Below are 21,083 nucleotides of genomic sequence, written 5' to 3' on the forward strand. Positions count from 1 at the left end.
ATGAACAACACCACTTCCAAGCCCTTCGCGCGCTCGCTGAACGATCGCATGATCGCGGGCGTCATGGGGGGCATTGCGCACCGTTATGGATGGAGCCCCACGCTGTTGCGGGTGATCTTCGTGATCGTGTCGATCGCGTCCGCGGCGTTTCCGGGCATGCTGGTCTACCTGATCCTCTGGCTGTTGATGCCCAACGAACAGGACTGAACCGTGGCCTCGACGATGCTCTGGGTCGCGCGTGCGCTCGGCATCGTCTGGGCCGTTCCCAACACGCTCATCGGGGCCGTTGCCGGCGTTGTCGGCATGGCGTTCGGGGCACGTGTCGAATGGAGCCGGCGTGATTTCGCGCTGGTGTTCCACCGCTGGCCGTGGGGCCCGGGGGGCGCCATCACTTTCGGCAACAGCATCCTGCACACCGGTGACACGCTGGAGGCGGAATGCATCACCTACGAACACCGCGCCGGCCGCATGCAGCATCCGCCTATCCGCCTGGGCGACCACGAGCGTGCGCACGTCTACCAGTACATGGTGCTGGGCCCGCTGTTCCTGCCGGTGTACCTGCTGTGCGGCGGCGTCAGCGTACGCAATCCCTTCGAACGTGCCGCCGACCGCTACGCGCTGACCGGCGAGGGCTGGTGGCCTTCGCGTTCTCCCTAGGTCAGTGGGGCTTCGCGCGACCGGAACCGGACTTCTTGCCGCCACCGTCCTGCTTGTTCACGGTGGCCCATGCGATGCGTTCCGCATCTTCCTTTGAACGGCCGCGTTCGCGTTCGCTTTCCTCGATGTGTTCCGCCTGGCGTTTCTGCTTGCCGGTATAGGCGGATTTGTCGCCACGGGGCATGACGGTGCTCCGGTGTGGATGAATGGCCAGCGTGCGGCTTCCCGCGTAATCGCCGCATGACGGCCACGTTAACGGTGCGCAACATCGCTGCCCCGGGTCACCGTTCCAGGCGTTCGAAGGAAAACAACGGCCACAGCGGATGCTTGCGGCGTTCGATCAGCGCGCGCAGCAGGCCGGCACCGAGCATGCTGTAGGTGATGCCGTTGCCACCGTAGGCCATGGCGAAGTGCACGCGCGGCCCCCATTGTTTGTGCGGGCCGAAGAAGGGCAGGCCGTCGGCGGTCTCGGCGAACGTGCCGGCCCATGAGAAAGCCGGCGTGACCTCCCACTCCGGGAACAGATGGTGCAGCCGCTTCAGCAGTGTCCGTGCCTTCTTCTCGACGCGCGCATCGCGTTTGGCCGGGATGTCCACGGCATCGTCCTCGCCGCCCAGCAGCAGGCGACCGTCGGCGGTGCTGCGCGCATACAGATAGGGGCGTGCGGTTTCCCACAGCAGCGTGTCCCGGAGGAAGCCGAGCTGCTCGTCGGGCAAGGGGTCGCTGATGACCGCATAGCTGCTGTGGTTGCGCGCCACGTTCTGCCGCAACCAGTGCTGGCTGGCATACCCGGCCGCGATCACGAGATGCGCGGCGCGTACGCTGAAACCCGTCACCGTGCGCAGCGTCACGCCGCGCGACGTCGCATGCAGGTCGGTCACGCGCGTGCGGTCGAATACCGCAGTGCCCTGGCGATGCAGGCGTTGCAGCAACCGGTGGGTCAGACGGTAGGGATCCACCTGCGCGGCCTGGGTGCTGAGCAATGCCGCTGCCGCCTCGAAGCCGTAGTCTTCCCGCACCCGGTCCGCCGACAGCAGTTCCACCTCCAGTCCGTGGCGCAGGCGCAGGGCATGCTCGTCTTCCATCGGCCGCACGTCGCGACGCCGGCTGGCGTAGTAGAGGCTCTTGTTGCGCGCGAAGCCGACATCGCGCCACGGCGCGGCGACCTCGCGCAGCTGGTCGATGGCCCCGGCGCAGGCAAGGTAGGCGAGGGCGGCATCGTCCTCGCCATAGCGCTTGGCCAGGTCGACCATGTGGGTGTCGATTTCGTACTGCAGCAGCGCCGTGCTGGCGGCCGTGCTGCCCCAGCCGATGTCCCGCTGCTCAAGCACCGCGACATCGAAACCATGCCGCGCCAGTTCATCCGCAATCAGCGCACCGGTGATGCCGCCACCGAGCACGGCGACATCGCAGCGATGGTCGGACGCCAGCGGCGGGAACGCCTGCATCAGGCCATTGCTGACCGCCCAGAAGGGGTACCCGCTCTTGAGATCCATGCCTGTCCCGCGCCGTGACGACGACGCCATGCTGGCAGGCAAGGCGGGACGGAACGGTGAAGGCGTGGTGTTCCGTCAGCGCGGCAATGCGCCCTGCAGGAACAGCTCCACCGACGCGAGCGCCTGGGCTTCCAGCGTGTCGACATCCGGCAATTGCGGACTGCCGGCCGCAAGCCGGAATATCTGGTCGCCGAACAGGCTCATGTAGAACTGCGCCGCCGCTGCCTTGGGCGACGCCAGTTGCATGCGTCCGGCGGCCACCTGCTGTTCGAAATAGTCCGCAAGCGTGGCGCGGATGGACGCCACCGCGTGGTCCAGGAACCAGTCGCGCAGGGCGGGGAAGGATTGTCCCTCGCCGATCACGATGCGGTAGACCACCTGCGAATCGGTACGCGCCATCACCTGTGCCATGCGGATCGCCACCCGGCGCAGCGCCTGTTCGGGGGGCAGCTCGGTCAGGTTGAGGTCGCTGAGCAGGTGGATATGCATGTCCAGCCGGCGCTCGAGGATCGCGCTGGCCAAGCCTTCCTTGTCGCCGAAGATCCGGTACAGGGTGGCAAGCGAGCCTCCGGCGCGGGCGACGATCTCGCTCAGTCGCGCATGCTGGTAACCCTTCTCGGCAAAGACTTCGGTGGCGGCGTCGAGGAACTTCTCCGCACGGATCTCGCCACGCCGGCACAGGTCCACCTGTGGGCGGGGACGCAGCGGCGAAGCCGTCGAGGATGCATCGTTGAAAACGTTTTCCAGATATTCGGAAGAAATGCTCATGGGAACTCCCTGCGCACGTCCGGTTGCGACGATCTTCGCAGCCTAGCAAAAAGGTCATGCGACTGTTGCAACCGCGTGACATCGGCATGGCATCCCGGCACCCGTCGGCGGGCGCGACGCCTCGCGCGCTTGACCTGGACGGGGTGTCGGGGCCGACGGGCCGACAGACGGGAGGGAAGATGCGGCGGATATCGGGATGGGTGCTGGGCTGCCTGTGGGGCATTTGCGTGACCACGGAGCCGGCGCGGGCGCAGACCTGGGTGATCGAGCAGGCGACCGGGGTGGCTTGGCCCGACGGCCGCATCGCGCCGGGCGTGGATGCGGACCTGGCGTTGCCGGGCACGACCCCGCCACCGATGTGCTGGCGCTGGCCGACGTGGTGCGGGTGATGCGCGCGGGTGAGATCCAGTACGAAGCCGCCGAGCAACCGCACTCGGCTCAGAGGTAGCGCGTGATCGCCGGTGCCTGCTGCCAGTTGTCGTGCGCCCCGTCCACGTAGGTGATCGGCGCGGCGTCCAGTTCCTCGGGCGTGGCGTCTTCCAGGCACCCCAGGTTGACGCCGTAGATCCGCTGCCCGTCCGGCACGTTGTTGCCGATCCCGAACGGCCGCACGCCGCAGGTGCGGCAGAAATGGTGCGAGTTGCGCAACGCATTGAACCGGTACTCGACCAGCTCGCTTTCGCCCGCCAGCAGGCGGAAGGCGTCCGGCATCACGATGGCCGGCCAGAACCGGTTGCGCCGGCACACCGAGCAGTTGCAGCGATAAGTGGGCCGGGTCAGGTCAATGTCCGCCTCGAAGCGGACCGCGCCGCAATGGCAGCTTCCCCGATAGGTCTTCAGCATGCGGCCTCCCGTGCCGATATCGTTCCGGGGGCTGACGGGGTCGCCCCGCCGTGCCTGGCCGATGGGCGGGAGCATACCGGACCCCTCCACTCCCGGAGCCGTGCATGCTGCAAACCGTCGACGTTGCCGAGCTGCGGCCCGGCATGTACGTGCAGAAGCTGCTCGGCCCGTGGATGCAGCACCCGTTCTGGCGCACCTCGTTCGTCCTGGACGAGGCACGCTTGGCGCAACTGCAGGACAGCGGCGTGGAGCAGGTGGTGGTCGACCTGTCGCGCAGTCAGGGAGACGGAGAGGACGGAGGCGAAGAAGAGGCCGTTCCCGGGACCGTCGACGCCCCACCCGTCGCCGAACCTGCGGAAGCGCGGCGCCGCCCCGTCGTGCACGACAACACCGTCAGTCTGGCCTCGGAGCTGGCCCGCGCACGCCGCATCTGCGACGAAGGGCGCGAGGCCGTGGAGGCCATGTTCCGTGAAGTGCGGCTGGGCAACGGCGTGGATGCCGGCCGCGTGCTGCCGCTGCTGGACGAGATCACCGGTTCCGTCGATCGCCACCCCACGGCGCTGGTCAGCGTGGCGCGGCTGAAGGACGCGGACAGCTACACCTACCTGCACTCGGTCGCCGTCGGCGCGCTGATGGCCATGCTGGCGCGGCAGCTGCAGTTGCCGGAGGAGCAGGTGCGCGATGCGGCGCTGGGCGGGCTGCTGCACGACATGGGCAAGGCCATGCTGCCGCAGGACGTGCTGAACAAGCCTGGCAAGCTGACCGACGAAGAGTTCGACATCGTCCGCCAGCACCCCGTGCACGGCGAACGCCTGCTGCGCGAGGGCGGCGTAAGCCAGGAAGCGGTGCTGCATATCGCCCGCCACCATCACGAAAAGATCAACGGCGGCGGCTATCCGCAACGCCTGTCCGGCGCGGAGCTGCCGCTGCTGACCCGCATGAGCGCCATCTGCGACGTCTACGACGCCATCACCTCAGATCGCCCGTACAAGGCCGGCTGGGACCCGGCCGAATCGCTGCGCCGCATGGCCAGCTGGCAGGGGCATTTCGACGAGATGCTGATGAAGGCGTTCGTGCGCAGCATCGGCATCTACCCGATCGGCGCCCTGGTGCGGTTGTCCAGCGACCGGCTGGCGGTGGTGGTGGAACAGAACCCGGCCACGCTGCTGGCGCCGCGCGTGCGGGTGTTCTATTCCGCCAAGTCGCGCACGCACCTGCTGAGGGTCGACGTGGACCTGGCCACGGCCGGTGAGCGCGAGCGCATCGTGGGCGTGGAGTCGCCCGCCAAGTGGGGTTTCCGCGACCTGGAGAAACTCTGGCTGCCCTGATCGCCTGTCGTTGTCGATCTCGGCCGCGCCCGTTCGTCGCAAGGTCAGTGTCCAATGCCCCGGGAGGCAGACCATGCGATTCCTTTCGATGATCCGGATCGACGAAACCACCGGCCAGCAGCCCAGCGAGCGGCTGATGACCGACGTGATGGCGCTGATCGGCGAGATGTCCGCCGCCGGTATCCTGCTTGACACCGCAGGCCTGCTGCCCACCGCGCAAGGTGCCCGCGTCCGCTCGCGCTTCGGCGAGATCCGGGTCACCGACGGCCCGTTCACCGAAGCGAAGGAGGTCATCGGCGGCTATGCCATCCTGCGTGCCGATTCGCTCGACGACGCCATCGCCCACACCCGCCGTTTCCTCGACGTGCATGGCGATGAATGGGATATCGAATGCGAAGTGCGCCCCATCGAGGAACCGCCCGCCGACGCCCTCATCGCCGGCTGACCGGAGGAGAAGCCCATGCAGACCTACACCGGCAGTTGCCATTGCGGCGCCGTGCGCTTCGAGTGCGAGCTCGACCTCGCCGCCGGCACGCGTCGCTGCAACTGCAGCTTCTGCCTGAAGACGCGCATGTGGAAGGTGTTCGCCCTCGACGAGGGCTTCCGACTGCTCCACGGCGCCGACGCCCTGTCGGATTACCAGGCCCACGCTTCGGAATGGCCCGCCGGCCATGTACACCACTACTTCTGCCGCCATTGCGGCGTGCGCGGTTTCAGCAAGGGATACCTGGAGATGGCGCCCTTCAACGGCTGGTTCCACGCGGTCAACGTCGCCACCCTGGACGGAATGGACGATGCACGGTTCGCTGCCATCCCCGTGCAGTACGAGGATGGGCGCCACGACGACTGGGACCATCCGCCGGCATCGCCGTCGTACCTGTAAGTGCCGGCCCTCCGTGGACTTCCGGCACGTGTCCCGCGCGCGGACCTCCCCCATGATCGCCTTCCATCGATGACGCGACCGAAGGCGAACGCCATGTCACTGCTGTCCCTCGTCCTGGCTGCCGCCAGTGCTTCCGCCCCGGCCGCGCCTGCAGCCGATCCCGCCACGCTCGCCGCCATCGAGGCGACCTGCTTCGACTACGTCGACGGCCAACTGGAAGGCGATCCGGCGCGCGTGGCGCGCGCGCTGCATCCGGACCTGGCCAAGCGCGCCGTGATCGGCGATACGCCGGACGAGCGCCTCGGCCTGCGCCGCATGTCGAAGGAAGAACTGGTCAGCCTGACCCGGCAGGGCGTGCTGAAAACGCCGAAGGATGCGTGGAACCGCACCTGCCGCGTGCTCGATGTCACCGCCGAGACGGCCGCCGTGCGCCTGGAGACCCCGTGGTTCGTGGACCACTTCCACATGGGCCGGTTCGATGGACGCTGGATCATTGTCAATGCGCTGTGGCATTCGAAGCCGCGCTGATGACGGGCGCGCGCGGTGATGCGTTGGAGGGACAGAGATCGTGCCGCACGGCATGGTGGCAGACGTCGTCGCATCCGGCGCCCATGTGCGAAGAGATTCCCACCCGGTAGTGTTCCTGCGTGAGCCGTTCGACCATCAGGTGGATCCGCATGGGCGTACCCCGCGTGTAGACCAGGAGGACACGGTCATCCGGGGCCGCGATCCCGTGCAGATACATCGATCGGCTCCGCGCGAACGCATCAACCTGATCGAAGAGGGCAGGGAGGTCGCGCGCTTCAAGCGTGCAGACCTGCACATGGCCCAACTCGAAGATGTCCGGCTTGTCGCCATTCGCATCAGGGTGGTACTCGATGTAGGCGGGATCCCGACCACATCCCATGCATGCCATCATCGCAATGGTCATCAGCACGTGTGCCATGCCGGTGGCCGGGATCACGGTGCGCCGATGGGCGAGCGCGCGGCCTTTCTGAAGAGTGCGGACGACAGTAGCCAGATGGCCGTGCAGAGGCCGGTAACCGCCAGCACGGAGACCGCGGACTCATGCGCCTGCATCAGTAGTGCGATGGCGCCCACCGCCATCTGCGCCAGGGCCATGGCCACCAACAGGCGCGCCATCCTTCGTGGTTGCAGGCGGACCAGGAGAGCGCCCACGCCCCCCATCACCAGCACCCCCATGAACAGCAGGTTCGCCGGGTCCTCCGGTTCACCCACGATGCCCACGGCCAGGTTCGCCCACACCAGCAGGAACGCCGCACCGATCGCGATCACGCTCGCGGCCAGGTAGGCCGGCACGCGCGCGACCCGCGCCATGGCTTCGAAGGCGAGGCAGGCGGTCAGCAGCATGGCGCCGAACAGTGCGAAATCGAATGCCGTCCACACGACGTCGGCGGTGAACTGCATCGCCACCCAGGGCAGCAGCAACAGTGCAGCGGCACCACCCCACGCCAGGGAGCGCAGCAGGCGGATCCAGTGTGTCGCGTCAGGCAGGGTGTCGCTTGTCATCGTCATCTCTCCCGGGACCCCGTCGAGGTCGCGGGGACATGCTGGGCCGGGGTGATGGGCAGCTGGCGGAGGCTGTGTGAAGCCAGTGCGAAGTCAGGGCGCCGCCGCCGTGCGGTGCGCATAGCTGAGCACCCGGGTGACCTGCCATTGGCCGTCGCGTTCGCGCCAGACCATCACGAAGTCGGCTTCGCCTTCGCAGGTGCCGGACGACAGCGCGCAGAACCGGTGCGTGCCTTGTGCGATCGCGCCGAAGCCCTTGATCGGGAATACCTCCAGCGTGCCCGGCACCCGTTCGCGCCGATAGTGGCCGCATACGTTGTCGCGGGTCCGGCCGATCATGTCCTCGCGCGTCCAGGTGACGCCGCCGTTGTCGTGGTAGAACTCCACGGCCTCGTCGAAGTAGGCGGCGTGCTTCACCAGTTGCGCGGGATCGGCGCAGGTATTGAAGGTATCGAACACCGCCGTATCCAGTGCATCGATCACCTGGGTGAGCTGTTCGGGCGTGCGCTCGGCCGCAGCGGCGGATTCCACCGCGCCGAACAGCAGCACGGTGCCCATCGACCCCGACAGCGCGGCCTTCGCCATGCGCGACCGAACGACGCTCATGCCGACACCAACGGTGCGCGTGGACGCCCGCCCAGCAGTCGCGCCGGCAGCATCAGCACGGCGTGCAGGAACGAGAACAGGGCGGAGAAGGTGATGCCCACCAGACGGAACGGCAGCGACAGCAGCCACACCAGCGGCCACGCCACCAGCGCCAGCAGGGCGAGCGGCCAGCACAGCACGAACAGCAGGCACCAGGCGAGCAGGGCGATGAGGGTCTTCACGGAGAGGCTCCTTCGGTCGGCGCGCCACCAACGGGCGGCATGCGGACAGCGTGCCGGGGCAGGGTGCGGCGGACAATGCGCGCGCGACGAAAGCACGGCACGGGCGACCAAGCCCGGTGCATGGTGGACGAAATATATCTGCGCGCAGGCCTCCGCGACCCGGTGTTCAGTCCGCAGCGTTGATCGTCTGCAGCAGCTGGGTGACCCGGTAGGGCTTGGGCAGGTAGCGCACGCGGTCCGGCAGCGGCGGCAGTTCCGCGCGCGGATGGCCCGAGGCAAGGATCACGCGGGCATCGGGATGCAGGGCAGCGGCTTCCCGGGCCACATCGATGCCGGAGATGTGGCCCGGCATGGCCACGTCCGAGATCACGACATCGAAGTGCGTCCCGTCATGCAGGCATGCCATGGCCTTCTGGCCATCGATGGCCGTCACGACCTCGAACCCGGCGATCTCGAACGCATCCGAGAGGATGTCGAGCAGGTCGGCTTCGTCGTCGATCAGCAGCAGGCGTCTGGCGTCGGTCATTCGGAATCTCGTGGGACGGGAAGGCAAAGGGAAACGGTGGTGCCCTCGCCGGAAGCGCTTTTCAGTTCCGCGAATCCGCCGGACTGGCGCGCGAACCCGAACACTTGGCTCAGGCCCAGTCCGCTGCCCTTGCCCACCTCCTTCGTGGTGTAGAAAGGCTCGAACACGCGTGCCTGGTCTTCCACCGGAATGCCTTCGCCGTTGTCGCTGACCTGGATGCAGATGAAGCGACTGGGTGGCGCATCCGCAGCGTGCGGGAGCGCGCAGTCTCGCAGCGTCGCCGTGATCGCGATGTGACCTCCGGCAGGCATCGCATCGCGACTGTTGGACACCAGGTTGAGCAGGGCGGCCTCCAGTTGTTCGCGGTCGACATCGATCCCGGGCAGGTCGTCATCGAAGCGGGCATGCAGGGTCACGCCGTCGTGGCATGCGCGCCGCAACGTATCCATCGCATCGTGGATGACGGTGGCCACGGAATGCCGTTCCGACACCAGCACGCGTCCGGTGCCGAAGGTCAGCAACTGCCGGGTGAGCAGCGCGCCACGCTCCGCCGCCCGCATCGCGCCCTGCAGATGCTTCTTCGCCTTGGGTTGCATCGTGTAGTGATCCACGAGTTCCAGGCTGTTGATGATGATGTTGAGCAGGTTGTTGAAGTCATGCGCCAGGCCCAGCGTCAGCTTGCCGATGGCTTCAAGCTTGTGCGACTGCAGGAGGGCATCGCGGGATTGCTCCAGCCGTTCCTGGTGTTCGAGGCGGTCGGTGATGTCGCGCGTGACCTTCGCGTAGCCGACCAGCACGTCGTCCTGCCAGATGGGGTCGATCACCACGCTGGCATGGAACGCGGAGCCATCCTTGCGCACGCGCCAGCCCTCCGCGGTGAAGCGTCCTTCCGCCCGTGCGATACGAAGTCCCCGCGCGGGTGCGCCACTGGCGATGTCATCCGGGGTGTAGAAGCGCGAGAAGTGGGTGCCGATGACTTCATCCCGGGTGTAGCCCTTGATGCGCTCGCCACCGGTATTCCAGCTGCGCACATACCCTTCGGTGTCCAGCATGTAGATGGCGAAGTCGACGACGCCATCGATCAGACGCTTGAGTTGCCTTTCTTCGATGTCCGGAAGCTGGTCAGCGGTCCCGCTGTCCGGCATGGGATCCATATGCGCGGCGTCGCGATCGGAATCGGGAGCTTCGCGCTGATCGGTTCGGGCGGCGGATTTCGACGTGTCGGGCATGGCCGGCGAGCACTTGCGTCAGGACGCGGGGGGCAGTTCCGCGACCGCACGGAGCAGGGCGGTCTGGCGTTCCAGCATCCAGCGTGCGGCCCAGCCCGAACCGGCATCCAGCGAGCGTACCGCAACCTGCTCCTGCGAAATGCCCTTGCCGGAGATCAGGATCCTGGCCATCCATCCCTGTCGTTCGGGGCCGATCTCGACGATGGGTTGGCCGTGGCAGACGAGGGTTCGTCGTTGATCCTCCACTCGCCACGAGAAGCCATCCGGCAAAGGTGCTGATATGCGCGTGGACACGGTGATTTCCCCTCAGGTGTGCGTCACCCTCGCATGAATGGCGTTCCTGACGCGTGACGACGCACACCGCAGAGCACGCAGCACCGCACAGGAACGCGGGCTTCACCTGAGCCCCGCGCGCCTGAACGCGCGCTCCCGCTCACGTCGGCGGCGTGTAGTCCGCCAGCACTTCGCCATCCACCGAGACCAGCCGGTCCAGGCGGATGCGTTCGCCGGTGTCGAGTTCGGCGTATTCGCTGCCCCCGTTCGCATACAGCGCGATGATCCGTGCATTGCGTTGCTGCTGCACGCCGTCTTCATCCATGAACCGGATCGATGCCGTGCTGCGCCGGGTCGCCGTGGTTTCCAGTACGTCGTGGAATTCGCAGTTGATCGGTGCGTAGGGCGTGGAAGGCCGGGTCATGGCGTGGCGCCTGGGCAGGTGGGCGCGCAGGGCGCGGGGTGGAGTATCGTGCGCCCGGAAACGCCGGAAAGGGAACCGCCAGCCATGGAACACGACACGTGAGCACGCCGGTACAAGGCCGCACGGGCCAGGATCCCGATCTGCTGCGCCGCCTGTTGCGCGCGAAGGACCGGATGGATGCCGCCTCGCACGAGGCGTGGCCGGTGCAACGCCTCGCGCGCGTGAGCCATGTGTCCGAAGCGCACTTCGCGCGCTCGTTCAAGGAAGCCTTCGGCATTCCACCGCACCGCTACCTGCTGACGCGCCGCATCGAGCGCGCCAAGGCGCTGCTGCGCGACACCGATACGCCCATCCTCGACATCGCCCTGCAGACCGGCTGGAGCAGCCTGGGCACGTTCGGCCGCACCTTTCGCGACATCACGGGCGAGAGCCCAGGCGAACTGCGTGCGCGTGAACAGGCCGCCCGTCACGCGCTGGAATGCGTTCCGCACTGCTATGTCAGCGCTGCCTACAGGCCCGGCCTCACCACCGCAGTTTCGGAGAAGCGGCGGCAGGAGGGCGGTGATACAAAAGCGCCCTCAACCAGGCAGGAGGTTCCATGAGTCAGGGTATCGGGGTGGTCGGTGTGTATGTCCGCGATCAGGATGAAGCACTGGCGTTCTATGTCGACAAGGTCGGGTTCCGCGTGCACACCGACGTACGCAACGGCGACTACCGCTGGCTGACCGTGCAGCATCCCGACCAGCCATCCGTGCAGCTCGGCCTGTTCAAGGCGCAGCCGCCGGTGCTGGACGACGCCACCGCGCAGGCGGTCAACGGGATCGTCGCCAAGGGCGCCATGCCGCCGCTGGTGCTCAACGTGGACGACTGCCACGCCGAGTACGAGCGCATGCGCGCCAACGGCGTGGAGTTCACCCAGGCGCCGGAAGCGCGCTACGGCAATGTCGATGCCAACTTCCGCGACCCCTCGGGGAACGGTTGGAAGATGATCGAGTCCCGGCGCGCGGCGCACTGAGCGTCCACGCCATCGTGTCGCTTGCACAGGAGATCGCAATGAACGGGAACGCGTGGATCCGTCAGTTCCATCGTTGGCTGTCCATCACCTTCACCCTGGCCGTCATCGCCAACCTGCTGGTCATGGGGCAGGAAAAGATCGCACTGTATGTCGGCCTGTTCACGTTGCTGCCGTTGGCGTTGCTGCTGCTCACGGGCCTATATCTGTTCGCGCTGCCGTATCTCGGCAAGCGCCGCAGCGGTGCACGCAGCGGGTAGATCGACGTGCGACCGGTTCCATCACCCCGCCCAGCAGAGGACGCCCGATGAAGTATCTGATTTCCTTTCCCAGTGCTGCGATGGTCGTATCCGGCGACGAACTTGAAGCGGCCGGCCGCGATTCGCGCGCGGTGATCGAGCAGGCGAAAGTCGCGGGGGTGTACGTCTTCGGCGGAGGCATCGACGAGAGCGTGGCGCCGGTGCTCGTGTCGGGCGATGGCGCTTTCGCCGAAGGCGGATACCCGTGGGCGCCGCCGCTCAACGGCGGTTTCACCGTACTCGAACTGCCATCCCGCGAGGAGGCCATCGCTTGGGCGGCGCGCATCGCGAAGGCGTGCCGATGCGAGCAGGAGCTGCGGGTGTTCATGTTCGATCCGGCGTCGTGAGGCGGTAGGCGCGCGGTCAGCGGGATAGGTTGGGCTGAGCCTGCGAAACCCAACATCGGAGCGTCGGACGATGCGCGATGTTGGGCTTCACTTCGTTCAGCACAGGCTATGGCGTGTGTTTTCCGCTAGCCGCGCGCTATGCGGAGGCAGTCGCCCTCAGTCCTCGATGGCTTCCACGCCCTGTCGATCCAGTTCCGCCAGGCGATCGCGCATGGTGGTGAGTTGCTCGGGTGTGTGGCCGATCCAGCCCTTCACTTCGGCGACCACACGCAGCGGATCGCGCGTCCGATATGACCGGGTGGGATTGCCCGGGAAGCGCTGGTTGGTGAGGTTGGGATCGTCCTCGAACGGGCCGGTCGGCTCGACGATGTAGATGTGTCCGCGGCCTTCGCCGGCCGCAAGCTCTGCGCCCCATGTGGCTGCTTCCAGCATCGCGGTCAAGTAGATGTACCTGGCGATGCGGCGCTTTCCGAAGTTTGAAGTGCAGCCCGCGACGATCAGGTCGCCGGGCGCCAGTTTCGCCTTGGTGCCGTGGTAATAGATCTCGGTATCGCGCATGGGGGTGGTGTTCCGGTGGCCTGCCATATCGACAGGCCGGCGATACTGCAGCCCGCGGCGGGCCTTGCCGCAAGCCCCCGGGCGTTATATAAATTAAGGGTGGGAGGCGCAGCGCGCCTCCTTTTTTTGTGCGCTTTGCGATGGCGCGAATGGCTGGCAGGATGGGGGCAGGAGTGTCGTGTCGCCTGGGAGTCGGTCAGTCATGAAGCAGCTGTCCCGCGTCGTGGTTTCGTGTGTGTTGCTATGCGGCCTGACCGCCTGCGGTTGTGTGGACGAATACGTCGACACGCTGCCATCTCCCGACGGTACGCTGAAAGCCGAGCTGCGCCATTGCGGCTGCAGCCTGACCACCTACCGGCGCACGCAGGTGACGGTGCTGGAGTCTTCGCGCAAGGCCGAGTGCATGGCCTCCACCGGCGTTGCCGGGTTCGATGCCCCCTTCGACCACGCACCGCTGAAGCTGCGTTGGCGGTCCAACGACACGTTGCATGCGAGCTACCCGGACTATCCCGACTTTCCGCAGACGCAGTACAGCGCGGGTGACCCGGCGAGGCCCAAGGTGACGCTGGTGTTCCAGGGCGAGCCTTAGAGGGCGCTTGGCTGATGACTGACACCCGGCCTGCGCGGTGCTACGGCGTCGCGAGGTTCACCGGTCGTCCGGAAGCAATTGCACTCTGCCCCCAGTTTCCTGGCCCAACCTGGGGTTCTATTCAACTTGGCGAGAGGCCCAGTCACCTGCACGGCGGGCTTCTTCAATCCAATCCAGGGCTTCGCGGTAGCCATCTTCGCTTTCCAGGACGCGGTCCGTCAGGGGCCGCCCTGTCAGTGTGAAGTACGCACCGAAGTCCGCAGGCGTGAGTCCGGCGGCCTCGGCGGCTTGGTGGAACAGGTGCCAGCGAATTGCGCGCTTCTCGAGTTCGTAGCGTGGCCAGAACTCTGTAAGGACGTCTGCACCCGCACGCACGCGATTGGCCGGCTCTCCCAGGCGCTTGTCCTTGGGGGCGAGGCGCTTGGCGACGGCGAGGAGCAGGTGTGCCACGTCCTGGCGCTCTACGGTCCCATTCGCCGTCTGCAGTTGGTCTGCACACCGATGCAGGGCAGCGGATAGCTCGTGGAGCGAGGCCTGGATGTACGGATTCGGGTGGTCTTTGATCATCGTCCGACAGTGCACGGGCCGCGAATAGCGCCCATCCACCACGGTAGACGTGTGGCGGGGCCATTTCCCTATGGCGATGGGCGCGATATCTCCCGTGGCGATGAACCCGATGTTCGCGAACTTAACCCGCAGCCGCTGCCCCGGTACGAAGTGGCGCATCTCGAAAGGCTGCGACTCGGGATGCCATACGCCCAGCAGGCAGAGGCGCCTCGGGCACGCACGGTACTGGTGATGCGCCTGTACCAGCGGATGCTGGCCGCCGAGATGGCGCTGGGCAGCGACATCATGTCGAACAGCGTGGAGGGTTATCAGTTGCTCAAGCTGGCGGGCAAGAGCGGAGGCCGGGATTCGTTGCGCAAGCAGCTGTCGGTACGGTTCAAGGCAGGCGGGCGAGGGTGGAGCCGGAGGAGGGGGGAGCCAGGGGAGGAGAGCGGGGGTCGGGGTGAGGGTTGCCGATGTTTGTTGCGTAAGCGCAGAGCAAATGGGGCCGTATGGCCCCATTTGTTTTGGGCTGTATCGAAGGCCTGGTTGTAGTGATGGGGGGCGTTGTTACAGGCGTGACATCAACTTCATGCATTTACGTGGTGCCGCCACTTTCTTCCGTCGCACGCCGACGGTATGTTCGGTGACAGGGGTGCGGATTCCATGACGGGATCCGCCAAGGAGAAGAAGGCAGGGGGCGTCATGGAGACTGCGCGCAAGTGGGCAGCGGGATGGATACTGTTGATGCTGGGAGCGGGCGCAGGGCTGGATGCATCCGCGCAGACGCCCTCCAAGTATCCCTGGGACGAATACGACAAGCGTGTCGAGTCCGCCAAGCAGGCAGCCGCGCTGAAATCCGACCTGTTCGGCGATCAGGTCAATCTCGCGAACGGGTCGCTGTCGTTTACGGCCACCGATGTGGCCATCCCGGGTAACAACGCACTGCCGGTCGGTATTTCCCGGTCCTACTCGGTACAGAACCGATACGAGACCGTAACGGATCAGATGATGGCGGACTGGGATATCGATGCGCCCAGCATCAGCGGTTCGTTTGCTTCCAATTGGCAGAGCCGGGTGCCCGGCGATCCCGGACGCCGTTGTTCGGCGCCTGCGCATCAGGTCTCGCCTCCCTCGCCGGTGTGGGATATCAATGTCTGGGACTTCTGGCAAGGCAACACGCTCAATGTGCCCGGTGCGGATGGCGAGCTTCTCCAGGTGCGCCCCGGCGCCTATCTGCCATCGACAGGCGGGCCCTACTACTGGATGACCACGGGCCAGACCTATGTGTCATGCCTGCCCACCATCAAGAACACGACGGGTGAAGGCTTCCTGGCGATCACGCCGGATGGCACGAAGTACTGGTTCGACTGGATGGCCCAGTACCGCGAGCCCAACCTGAGCAGTGCGAATGGCGGCAGCAATATCGCGCGCCGCAAGAACGTGCTGTATGCGACCAAGGTGCAGGATCGCTTCGGCAATACGGTCGAATACACGTATACCAATGCCTGGAATGCGCCCGGTCGGCTGACCGGCATCGTGTCCAGCGATGGGCGTCAATTGGCCATCACTTACAATGGACAGGGGCATATCGCCACTGTGGTGCAGGGGACACGTACCTGGACGTACCAGTACGTCGCCGCCGGCACGAGAAGAAGTCTGTCGGCTGTCATACAGCCGGATGGGGCGCAGTGGACGATCGGCTTTTCCCCTTTCACCTCGGCGACGATCCAGTATCCGATGGGTGCCGCGAACGAGCCCACGCGTGATTGCTTCGTGCGTCTCTCCGGGCCGATCGGTCCTACGGAGGTATCAGGAACGATCCAGCATCCCTCAGGTGCAGCCGGAACGTTTACGGTCGGGTGGTTGAGGCACGGCCGCAGCAACGTGCCCGTGGCATGCCAGAACTTCGATGTAGGTGGCGAGTTCGGCACCAATACCAACGACGACACCAATCAATGGACGATTGCCTACGAGGCGTATTCGCTGACGAAAAAGCGCATCACAGGGCCGGGTCTGACGGCGTCGGAGTGGAACTACACCTACACGCCCAACATCAGCTACCAGTTCTATCCGGGCGGCGACATGTTGACGCCGTGTCCGATGGGCACGTCCTGTGGCGAACCGATCTGCACCAGTGACGCATGTGCCGGTCGCGCGGAAACGCTGGTGCTGGGTCCCAATGACGAGCGCACCAAGTACTTCCATGGCAACAGCTATCGCTACAACGAAGGCAAGCTTCTGCGGGTGGAACGGGGCAGTACCACGACGCCGCTCATGGACGTGCAGGTTTCAACCTTCGACCTGAGCATGGCGCCGCAGGTCTATCCGGAACGCTTTGGCTACAGCCTGCGTGAGAACTTCGATGGTTTCGTGTCCGAGTATCACCGTCCGCAGCTGAGCACCACGACGACCCGCGACGGCGTGGATTTCAAGTACCAGGTAGAGCTGTTCGATGCGTTGGCCAGGCCGCTTCGCGTAAAGCGCTTCAACACGAGCGCGTATGCATACGCGAAGACCGAAGTGACGGCCTATCGGGATAGCCAGGCCGGTTGGATATTGGGCCAAACAGAGAGCGTTGCCTGTGTTCTGTCTAACCCGGCCAGTACCGCATGCGATGGAGACGTGGTTTCGTCTACGACCTTTGATCCGGCGACGTCGCTACCCGTGACGCAGTCGAGCTCCGGCAGACTCATCCAGACGTTGACGTATAACGCCGATGGCACGGTGGCCACAGTCAAGGATGGCAACAACAACGTCACTGCCGCCAACAACTGGAAGCGTGGCATCCCGCAGGTGATCCAGTATCCGCCTACACCGGAAGCACCTGCGGGTGCGGTGGAGTCAGCGGTGGTCAACGACAACGGCTGGATTACCTCGGTTACCGATGAGAACGGCTACACAACTGGCTACGGCTACGATGCCATGGGCAGGCTGGCCAGCATCGTGTATCCAACGGGCGATAGCACGGCGTGGAACACCGAGTACTTCTATTTCACTCCAATCTCGCATGACGAGCATGGGCTGGCGCCAGGGCACTGGACGCTGCGTCGTCGTCTTGGTGATCGTCACGTAAATACTTACTTCGACGCAATGTGGCGGCCTGTGTTGGAGGAGTCTCTAGACTACGCCGACATCGGCGGCACACTGTCACAAGTAGTAAAAAGATACGACCATGATGGGAAGGTGATCTTCCAGTCCTACCCCAAGCGAGGTGTCGATAGGCCCAACGAATCCCAGGGTGTCCACACCATTTACGACGCGCTTGGACGCGTAACATCGGTATCCCAAGATAGTGAATTGTCGCCTAGCCTGTTGACGACGACGACCGAGTACCTGGCTGGCTTCATGACCCGTGTTACCAATCCACGTGGTAAACAGTCACTGACTATCTACCAAGCTTTTGATCAGCCAGCCTACGGTTCCCCGGCCGGAATCGATCATCCGGAGGGCGCGTCGACGGAGATATATCGCGATCCGCATGGCAAAGTCACTGCTCTGCGGCGTCGAAATGCCGATGCCAGCACCCAGGTTTGGCGGCACTACATCTACGATGCGTACCAGCAACTCTGTAAAGTGGTGGAGCCCGAGACGGGCGCTACCATCATGGATTATGACAATGCGGGGAATCTGCAATGGAGCGCAGCGGGCCTGCATCATCTGATGGGGACGACCAGCTGCGACACCATTGCTGGGCGGGATTCGGGGCGGAAGGTCACGCGGTACTACGATGCTCGGAGCCGGCTGCATCAGTTGCTATTCCCCGATGGTCGAGGCAATCAGCTCTGGACTTATGCGCCGGATGGCCTGCCTTCGCAGGTGACGGTATGGAATGACGCCGGAGGCGGGGCGCCGGTGGTAAGCGACTACGTCTACAACAAGCGACGCATGCTGACCGGCGAGTCGATTCATCAGCCGAACTGGTATGTATGGGGTCTGGGGTATGGCTATGACGCCAACGGAAGCTTGGCCACGCAAACTTACCCGACCGGTCTTGTCATCACCTACGCCCCCAATGCGTTAGGGCAGGCAACTCAGGCGCGCGATCAGTCCGGCTACTACTACGCGTCTGGTGCAAGTTATTACCCCAACGGCGCGATCAACCAGTTCACTTATGGCAATGGCATCGTGCATTCAATGGGTCAGAATGCGCGCCAGCTACCTCAGCGAGTGCTGAGTAGTGGTGGCGTTTCCGACTTGAGCTATTTCTACGATCCCAACGGCAATGTCTCTGTGATTGCCGATGAGACGCCGGGAAGGAATGACGGCACCTACAGCAGATGGCTGCACTACGATGGTCTGGATCGCCTGACTGATGCCGGCTCCTGCATGTTTGGCGGAGACTGCTGGCATCGTTTCACCTACGATGCAATCGACAACCTGAAATCCTGGAAGCTTCCAGGGGTGAAGGACTATGCCGAGTATGTCTATGACGCGCAGAATCGACTTGGAAACATCAAGAACAGCGCGGGTGCGACCACTATCGGCTTCGGCTACGACGTGCAGGGCAATCTGGCCAACAAGAACGGTAGTCAGTACACCTTCGATTACGGCAATCGGCTGCGCGAAGCATATGGTCCGACCGGGGCTGTCGGTGGGCCAGAGTGGTACCGCTACGATGCCCAAGGTCGGCGTGTTAATGCTTGGGGGACGTCTCTCAATTTGATTGCATCACAGTACAGTCAGTCGGGGCAGGTGCTCTACACGGAAGACTATCGCGCGGGAAAGAATTTCGAGCACATCTATCTCGCTGGGAGCTTGATCGCCGATAGGGTCTGGACGCACTCAACGCAGTCTCTTCAATCGCTGTTCAAGCACACCGACGCGCTGGGCAGCCCGATCGCGGTGACCAATCAAGCCGGCACCGTCATCGAACGGAACGACTACGAGCCCTACGGTGCCGTGATCGGCAAGCCCAACTACCAGGGCATCGGCTACACCGGGCATGTGCAGGATGCGGCCACCGGGCTGACGTATATGCAGCAGCGGTACTACGACCCGCAGGTGGGGCTGTTTCTGTCGGTGGATCCAGTGACAGCAGATGGCGATCCGGTGGGGATGTTCAATCGTTATAGGTATGCCGCCAACAATCCTTACCGCTTTACTGATCCGGATGGACGGGCGCCAAACCAAGCCCATGCAACAGGTTGGAATACTGTCTATTACGCACTCGGCGTCATGGATCTAAAGGGCTTAGAGGCGCGTCAATCGAAGACTACTAATGTCAAGAGATACCTCTATACGGAATCTTTTGGATGGGTCGATCTGAGGCACTTCGCGCGCACCGCATCGATGGTTTATGACGATGGGTTGAACTCTGAGTTTGTGCGCGCGGCTGGGGTTGCCAATGAGGCTGTTCAGTGGAGCAGGGAGTGGGGGGATAGTTACAGGAGCGGATTCTCGCCAGAAGACCTCTCTAGCAATGCAGCTGGGATCAGCTTTGGGAATTCCATTTCGCCGGAGTTGGGGCTGGCAGAAAGCTTCAAGCGTTGGGCTATCCAGAATGGAGCAAAGAACGCTGATGATTGGGGGATTGAGTTTGGTAATCTTCCTAGGCGTGACCCGATGTATCCTCCTGGGACGAAGGGCGCTGAAAGCAAAACGTCGTCCACGCCCACACACGAAGTGAAGAGGCCGGAACGGACCGATTGGAGGGATAAATATGTCGACTGGTACTGGTGAGAAAAAGACGCTGCTTCTCGGTAGGGCGGCGCCGATATCAGCGGTACTACTTTTTTTCCTGTCTCTTTTCATGACAATACCTCCAGTTCTATCAACTGGAGCGGATCAGCAAAATTTTTGGGTCGATGTAGGACTTTCGTCTTTGGTGTTTGCAGCGAGTCGAGTAATCTTGGTCCTGGCGAGACTAATGACGGCTACCCTTGCCGTTGCGGAAGTGGTGATATTCGGCTTGTTTTCGATAGCGCTCGCGGTCAGATTCTCCGCAGTCTGGTAAAAGCAAACAAGGGTCAGGGCATGTAGCTATGCCAACACGATAGGTCGGGATGAGCTTGCGAACCCCAACATCTGAAGTCTTGAGCTGGGTGTTTCGCTCGGCCCCTCCTGTGAGCTATTCGGGGGGGGGGGGGCTAGAAACGAAAAAACCCCGGAAGCCCGGGGTTTGATCTTGGTGCCGAAGGTGGGACTCGAACCCACACGCTTTTAAGGGCGGCGGATTTTGAGTCCGCTGCGTCTACCATTCCGCCACTTCGGCGCGGACGCGGAGTATAGCCGAACCCCGGCCCCCGCCGACAGGGGCAGGGGTTACGCCTCAGTTGACTTGGTCCGTCCCCAGCAACCGCTCGCCCCGGCGCTGCCAGCCGTCCGAGCCGGCCTCTTCCTCCGGCGTGAAGATGCCGCAGCGGACCATCGTGCGCTGGTACACATGCAGGCTCACCGCGATCGCCTTGTCGCTCGGGTTGCGGATGGTGTGGTACTCGTGCGGCGGGATCAGGCTCCCCGCCGAGCCCGTACCGGCCTCGATGGTGCCCGCCGGCACGAAGCGATAGCGCACATCGTCGTGCTCCGCCAGCTCGTACTGCGTGATCTCCAGGCGCCCGCGCCACACGCCCTCCACGCACCACATGCCCGAATGATCATGGATCTTCGTGCCCTGGCCCGGGCCCCACGTCATCGCGATCACGCTGTAGCCGTGCTCCGGACTGGTGTACAGCTCGCGGCGCGCGTAATGGTCGGAGATCGGCTCCAGCACGCAGGACGGCAGATGCACGTCCTCGTCGCAGATCAGTTCGCACAGCGACTTGCGCAGCGCATCGGTGACGGCACGGTCATCGCCGAGGGCGACGGCGGCGTCCAGCGACGCGATCAGCTTGTCGGCGCCGGGGAAATCGAGGGTCATGGGGCGAGCCCGGTGAAAGTGTGGGCCCATTTTAGCCGCGTGGAGCGGGGAGGGCGTCGTGCGGTGCGGGATGGGTTGGCCGTTCCCTC

At 64.5% G+C, this 21,083-nt stretch carries 28 protein-coding genes and 1 tRNA gene; 13 read left to right on the forward strand and 16 right to left on the reverse strand.

Annotation, left to right across the window (positions count from 1 at the left end; all coding sequences use genetic code 11):
- Together AC3DET_RS09475 and AC3DET_RS09480 are read left to right on the forward strand one after the other, a co-directional pair.
- Nucleotides 1-207, forward strand: a complete 207-nt coding sequence (locus AC3DET_RS09475) for a PspC domain-containing protein (RefSeq protein ID WP_192201385.1) — start codon at nt 1-3, stop codon at nt 205-207.
- A 15-nt stretch (nt 208-222) separates the two neighbouring features.
- Nucleotides 223-657, forward strand: coding sequence for a hypothetical protein (locus tag AC3DET_RS09480; RefSeq protein ID WP_446538788.1), 435 nt, complete (start codon nt 223-225; stop codon nt 655-657).
- Nucleotide 658: 1 nt separating this feature from the next.
- On the opposite strand, the gene AC3DET_RS09485 is transcribed toward AC3DET_RS09480, so the two are convergent.
- The 3 genes from AC3DET_RS09485 to AC3DET_RS09495 all read right to left on the reverse strand — a co-directional run bounded on the left by AC3DET_RS09485 (nt 659) and on the right by AC3DET_RS09495 (nt 2,921).
- Entirely contained in the window at nt 659-841 is a 183-nt protein-coding gene (locus tag AC3DET_RS09485; protein WP_337731936.1) for a hypothetical protein, read from the reverse strand.
- 97 nt (nt 842-938) lie between these two features.
- Complete coding sequence (locus tag AC3DET_RS09490) at nt 939-2,153, reverse strand: NAD(P)/FAD-dependent oxidoreductase (protein WP_488391445.1); 1,215 nt, start codon at nt 2,151-2,153, stop codon at nt 939-941.
- Nucleotides 2,154-2,228: 75 nt separating this feature from the next.
- A complete protein-coding gene (locus AC3DET_RS09495; protein ID WP_298122995.1) occupies nt 2,229-2,921 on the reverse strand; it encodes a TetR/AcrR family transcriptional regulator in 693 nt (230 codons plus the stop codon).
- Nucleotides 2,922-3,148: 227 nt separating this feature from the next.
- Between AC3DET_RS09495 and AC3DET_RS09500 the strand changes: the two genes are divergently transcribed.
- Nucleotides 3,149-3,310 (forward strand): hypothetical protein, encoded by a 162-nt coding sequence (locus AC3DET_RS09500; protein WP_488391446.1) that lies wholly within the window; start codon nt 3,149-3,151, stop codon nt 3,308-3,310.
- A gap of 49 nt (nt 3,311-3,359) precedes the next feature.
- Here AC3DET_RS09500 and AC3DET_RS09505 read toward each other — a convergent pair whose 3' ends face one another.
- Complete coding sequence (locus AC3DET_RS09505) at nt 3,360-3,764, reverse strand: GFA family protein (RefSeq protein ID WP_337730982.1); 405 nt, start codon at nt 3,762-3,764, stop codon at nt 3,360-3,362.
- Nucleotides 3,765-3,868: 104 nt separating this feature from the next.
- On the opposite strand from AC3DET_RS09505, the gene AC3DET_RS09510 reads away from it, so the two are divergent.
- The 4 genes from AC3DET_RS09510 to AC3DET_RS09525 all read left to right on the forward strand — a co-directional run bounded on the left by AC3DET_RS09510 (nt 3,869) and on the right by AC3DET_RS09525 (nt 6,503).
- A complete protein-coding gene (locus AC3DET_RS09510; RefSeq protein WP_488391447.1) occupies nt 3,869-5,092 on the forward strand; it encodes a cyclic di-GMP phosphodiesterase in 1,224 nt (407 codons plus the stop codon).
- A gap of 73 nt (nt 5,093-5,165) precedes the next feature.
- Nucleotides 5,166-5,537, forward strand: coding sequence for a YciI family protein (locus AC3DET_RS09515; RefSeq protein ID WP_488391448.1), 372 nt, complete (start codon nt 5,166-5,168; stop codon nt 5,535-5,537).
- A 15-nt stretch (nt 5,538-5,552) separates the two neighbouring features.
- Entirely contained in the window at nt 5,553-5,975 is a 423-nt protein-coding gene (locus tag AC3DET_RS09520) for a GFA family protein (RefSeq protein WP_488391449.1), read from the forward strand.
- Nucleotides 5,976-6,068: 93 nt separating this feature from the next.
- On the forward strand, nt 6,069-6,503 hold the full coding sequence (locus tag AC3DET_RS09525; protein WP_192201377.1) for a nuclear transport factor 2 family protein: 435 nt from the start codon (nt 6,069-6,071) through the stop codon (nt 6,501-6,503).
- On the opposite strand, the gene AC3DET_RS09530 is transcribed toward AC3DET_RS09525, so the two are convergent.
- The 8 genes from AC3DET_RS09530 to AC3DET_RS09565 form a co-directional block, all read right to left on the reverse strand.
- Nucleotides 6,472-6,921 (reverse strand): hypothetical protein, encoded by a 450-nt coding sequence (locus AC3DET_RS09530; protein ID WP_488391450.1) that lies wholly within the window; start codon nt 6,919-6,921, stop codon nt 6,472-6,474. The two genes, AC3DET_RS09525 and AC3DET_RS09530, sit on opposite strands and share 32 nt — an antisense overlap.
- A gap of 14 nt (nt 6,922-6,935) precedes the next feature.
- On the reverse strand, nt 6,936-7,505 hold the full coding sequence (locus tag AC3DET_RS09535; RefSeq protein WP_488391451.1) for a hypothetical protein: 570 nt from the start codon (nt 7,503-7,505) through the stop codon (nt 6,936-6,938).
- Nucleotides 7,506-7,598: 93 nt separating this feature from the next.
- Nucleotides 7,599-8,111 (reverse strand): nuclear transport factor 2 family protein, encoded by a 513-nt coding sequence (locus tag AC3DET_RS09540; RefSeq protein WP_488391452.1) that lies wholly within the window; start codon nt 8,109-8,111, stop codon nt 7,599-7,601.
- Nucleotides 8,108-8,332, reverse strand: a complete 225-nt coding sequence (locus AC3DET_RS09545; RefSeq protein WP_277726553.1) for a hypothetical protein — start codon at nt 8,330-8,332, stop codon at nt 8,108-8,110. The genes AC3DET_RS09540 and AC3DET_RS09545 overlap by 4 nt, the downstream gene beginning before the upstream one ends.
- A 166-nt stretch (nt 8,333-8,498) precedes the next feature.
- Entirely contained in the window at nt 8,499-8,858 is a 360-nt protein-coding gene (locus AC3DET_RS09550) for a response regulator (RefSeq protein WP_192201371.1), read from the reverse strand.
- A complete protein-coding gene (locus AC3DET_RS09555; RefSeq protein WP_488391453.1) occupies nt 8,855-10,003 on the reverse strand; it encodes a two-component system sensor histidine kinase NtrB in 1,149 nt (382 codons plus the stop codon). The genes AC3DET_RS09550 and AC3DET_RS09555 overlap by 4 nt, the downstream gene beginning before the upstream one ends.
- A gap of 102 nt (nt 10,004-10,105) precedes the next feature.
- Nucleotides 10,106-10,258: a hypothetical protein gene (locus AC3DET_RS09560; RefSeq protein WP_337730972.1), complete on the reverse strand. Its 153-nt coding sequence runs from the start codon at nt 10,256-10,258 to the stop codon at nt 10,106-10,108.
- Nucleotides 10,259-10,520: 262 nt separating this feature from the next.
- A complete protein-coding gene (locus AC3DET_RS09565) occupies nt 10,521-10,784 on the reverse strand; it encodes a hypothetical protein (protein ID WP_488391741.1) in 264 nt (87 codons plus the stop codon).
- 173 nt (nt 10,785-10,957) lie between these two features.
- Here AC3DET_RS09565 and AC3DET_RS09570 point away from each other — a divergent pair, with 173 nt between their 5' ends.
- Genes AC3DET_RS09570 through AC3DET_RS09585 form a run of 4 tightly spaced genes read left to right on the forward strand, consistent with a single transcriptional unit; the run spans nt 10,958 to nt 12,442 of the window.
- Nucleotides 10,958-11,386, forward strand: coding sequence for a helix-turn-helix transcriptional regulator (locus tag AC3DET_RS09570; protein ID WP_488391723.1), 429 nt, complete (start codon nt 10,958-10,960; stop codon nt 11,384-11,386).
- Complete coding sequence (locus AC3DET_RS09575; RefSeq protein ID WP_488391454.1) at nt 11,383-11,799, forward strand: VOC family protein; 417 nt, start codon at nt 11,383-11,385, stop codon at nt 11,797-11,799. The genes AC3DET_RS09570 and AC3DET_RS09575 overlap by 4 nt, the downstream gene beginning before the upstream one ends.
- A 38-nt stretch (nt 11,800-11,837) precedes the next feature.
- Complete coding sequence (locus AC3DET_RS09580) at nt 11,838-12,056, forward strand: hypothetical protein (protein ID WP_192201365.1); 219 nt, start codon at nt 11,838-11,840, stop codon at nt 12,054-12,056.
- A 47-nt stretch (nt 12,057-12,103) separates the two neighbouring features.
- A complete protein-coding gene (locus AC3DET_RS09585) occupies nt 12,104-12,442 on the forward strand; it encodes a YciI family protein (protein WP_337730969.1) in 339 nt (112 codons plus the stop codon).
- A gap of 156 nt (nt 12,443-12,598) precedes the next feature.
- Here the strand turns inward: AC3DET_RS09585 and arr are convergent, their stop codons facing one another.
- Nucleotides 12,599-13,000, reverse strand: coding sequence for an NAD(+)--rifampin ADP-ribosyltransferase (gene arr / locus AC3DET_RS09590; protein WP_488391455.1), 402 nt, complete (start codon nt 12,998-13,000; stop codon nt 12,599-12,601).
- 202 nt (nt 13,001-13,202) lie between these two features.
- On the opposite strand from arr, the gene AC3DET_RS09595 reads away from it, so the two are divergent.
- Nucleotides 13,203-13,589, forward strand: a complete 387-nt coding sequence (locus AC3DET_RS09595; protein WP_337730967.1) for a hypothetical protein — start codon at nt 13,203-13,205, stop codon at nt 13,587-13,589.
- 117 nt (nt 13,590-13,706) lie between these two features.
- Here AC3DET_RS09595 and AC3DET_RS09600 read toward each other — a convergent pair whose 3' ends face one another.
- Entirely contained in the window at nt 13,707-14,315 is a 609-nt protein-coding gene (locus AC3DET_RS09600; RefSeq protein ID WP_488391456.1) for a PD-(D/E)XK nuclease family protein, read from the reverse strand.
- A 486-nt stretch (nt 14,316-14,801) separates the two neighbouring features.
- On the opposite strand from AC3DET_RS09600, the gene AC3DET_RS09605 reads away from it, so the two are divergent.
- The gene (locus AC3DET_RS09605; protein ID WP_488391457.1) at nt 14,802-19,817 is read left to right on the forward strand and encodes an RHS repeat-associated core domain-containing protein; all 5,016 of its coding nucleotides are present in this window, start codon (nt 14,802-14,804) and stop codon (nt 19,815-19,817) included.
- Nucleotides 19,818-20,263: 446 nt separating this feature from the next.
- Here the strand turns inward: AC3DET_RS09605 and AC3DET_RS09610 are convergent.
- Nucleotides 20,264-20,349, reverse strand: a tRNA-Leu gene (locus AC3DET_RS09610).
- 57 nt (nt 20,350-20,406) lie between these two features.
- Entirely contained in the window at nt 20,407-20,994 is a 588-nt protein-coding gene (locus AC3DET_RS09615) for a cysteine dioxygenase family protein (protein ID WP_488391458.1), read from the reverse strand.
- Between the last annotated feature and the right edge of the window lie 89 nt (nt 20,995-21,083).

It is taken from the genome of Pseudoxanthomonas sp. 97-1-1 (genome assembly GCF_057773125.1).

What these genes read in the sequence shown, in the direction of transcription:
- AC3DET_RS09615 (WP_488391458.1), bottom strand. Translation starts at nt 20,994, where the DNA reads ATGACCCTCGATTTCCCCGGCGCCGACAAGCTGATCGCGTCGCTGGAC.
- AC3DET_RS09605 (WP_488391457.1), top strand. Translation starts at nt 14,802, where the DNA reads ATGACGGGATCCGCCAAGGAGAAGAAGGCAGGGGGCGTCATGGAGACT.
- AC3DET_RS09520 (WP_488391449.1), top strand. Translation starts at nt 5,553, where the DNA reads ATGCAGACCTACACCGGCAGTTGCCATTGCGGCGCCGTGCGCTTCGAG.
- AC3DET_RS09555 (WP_488391453.1), bottom strand. Translation starts at nt 10,003, where the DNA reads ATGCCGGACAGCGGGACCGCTGACCAGCTTCCGGACATCGAAGAAAGG.
- AC3DET_RS09510 (WP_488391447.1), top strand. Translation starts at nt 3,869, where the DNA reads ATGCTGCAAACCGTCGACGTTGCCGAGCTGCGGCCCGGCATGTACGTG.
- AC3DET_RS09565 (WP_488391741.1), bottom strand. Translation starts at nt 10,784, where the DNA reads ATGACCCGGCCTTCCACGCCCTACGCACCGATCAACTGCGAATTCCAC.
- AC3DET_RS09505 (WP_337730982.1), bottom strand. Translation starts at nt 3,764, where the DNA reads ATGCTGAAGACCTATCGGGGAAGCTGCCATTGCGGCGCGGTCCGCTTC.
- AC3DET_RS09550 (WP_192201371.1), bottom strand. Translation starts at nt 8,858, where the DNA reads ATGACCGACGCCAGACGCCTGCTGCTGATCGACGACGAAGCCGACCTG.
- AC3DET_RS09495 (WP_298122995.1), bottom strand. Translation starts at nt 2,921, where the DNA reads ATGAGCATTTCTTCCGAATATCTGGAAAACGTTTTCAACGATGCATCC.
- AC3DET_RS09600 (WP_488391456.1), bottom strand. Translation starts at nt 14,315, where the DNA reads ATGCGCCACTTCGTACCGGGGCAGCGGCTGCGGGTTAAGTTCGCGAAC.
- arr (WP_488391455.1), bottom strand. Translation starts at nt 13,000, where the DNA reads ATGCGCGATACCGAGATCTATTACCACGGCACCAAGGCGAAACTGGCG.
- AC3DET_RS09485 (WP_337731936.1), bottom strand. Translation starts at nt 841, where the DNA reads ATGCCCCGTGGCGACAAATCCGCCTATACCGGCAAGCAGAAACGCCAG.
- AC3DET_RS09515 (WP_488391448.1), top strand. Translation starts at nt 5,166, where the DNA reads ATGCGATTCCTTTCGATGATCCGGATCGACGAAACCACCGGCCAGCAG.
- AC3DET_RS09595 (WP_337730967.1), top strand. Translation starts at nt 13,203, where the DNA reads ATGAAGCAGCTGTCCCGCGTCGTGGTTTCGTGTGTGTTGCTATGCGGC.
- AC3DET_RS09490 (WP_488391445.1), bottom strand. Translation starts at nt 2,153, where the DNA reads ATGGATCTCAAGAGCGGGTACCCCTTCTGGGCGGTCAGCAATGGCCTG.
- AC3DET_RS09580 (WP_192201365.1), top strand. Translation starts at nt 11,838, where the DNA reads ATGAACGGGAACGCGTGGATCCGTCAGTTCCATCGTTGGCTGTCCATC.
- AC3DET_RS09560 (WP_337730972.1), bottom strand. Translation starts at nt 10,258, where the DNA reads ATGGCCAGGATCCTGATCTCCGGCAAGGGCATTTCGCAGGAGCAGGTT.
- AC3DET_RS09570 (WP_488391723.1), top strand. Translation starts at nt 10,958, where the DNA reads ATGGATGCCGCCTCGCACGAGGCGTGGCCGGTGCAACGCCTCGCGCGC.
- AC3DET_RS09585 (WP_337730969.1), top strand. Translation starts at nt 12,104, where the DNA reads ATGAAGTATCTGATTTCCTTTCCCAGTGCTGCGATGGTCGTATCCGGC.
- AC3DET_RS09575 (WP_488391454.1), top strand. Translation starts at nt 11,383, where the DNA reads ATGAGTCAGGGTATCGGGGTGGTCGGTGTGTATGTCCGCGATCAGGAT.
- AC3DET_RS09525 (WP_192201377.1), top strand. Translation starts at nt 6,069, where the DNA reads ATGTCACTGCTGTCCCTCGTCCTGGCTGCCGCCAGTGCTTCCGCCCCG.
- AC3DET_RS09535 (WP_488391451.1), bottom strand. Translation starts at nt 7,505, where the DNA reads ATGACAAGCGACACCCTGCCTGACGCGACACACTGGATCCGCCTGCTG.
- AC3DET_RS09540 (WP_488391452.1), bottom strand. Translation starts at nt 8,111, where the DNA reads ATGAGCGTCGTTCGGTCGCGCATGGCGAAGGCCGCGCTGTCGGGGTCG.
- AC3DET_RS09480 (WP_446538788.1), top strand. Translation starts at nt 223, where the DNA reads ATGCTCTGGGTCGCGCGTGCGCTCGGCATCGTCTGGGCCGTTCCCAAC.
- AC3DET_RS09530 (WP_488391450.1), bottom strand. Translation starts at nt 6,921, where the DNA reads ATGGCACACGTGCTGATGACCATTGCGATGATGGCATGCATGGGATGT.
- AC3DET_RS09475 (WP_192201385.1), top strand. Translation starts at nt 1, where the DNA reads ATGAACAACACCACTTCCAAGCCCTTCGCGCGCTCGCTGAACGATCGC.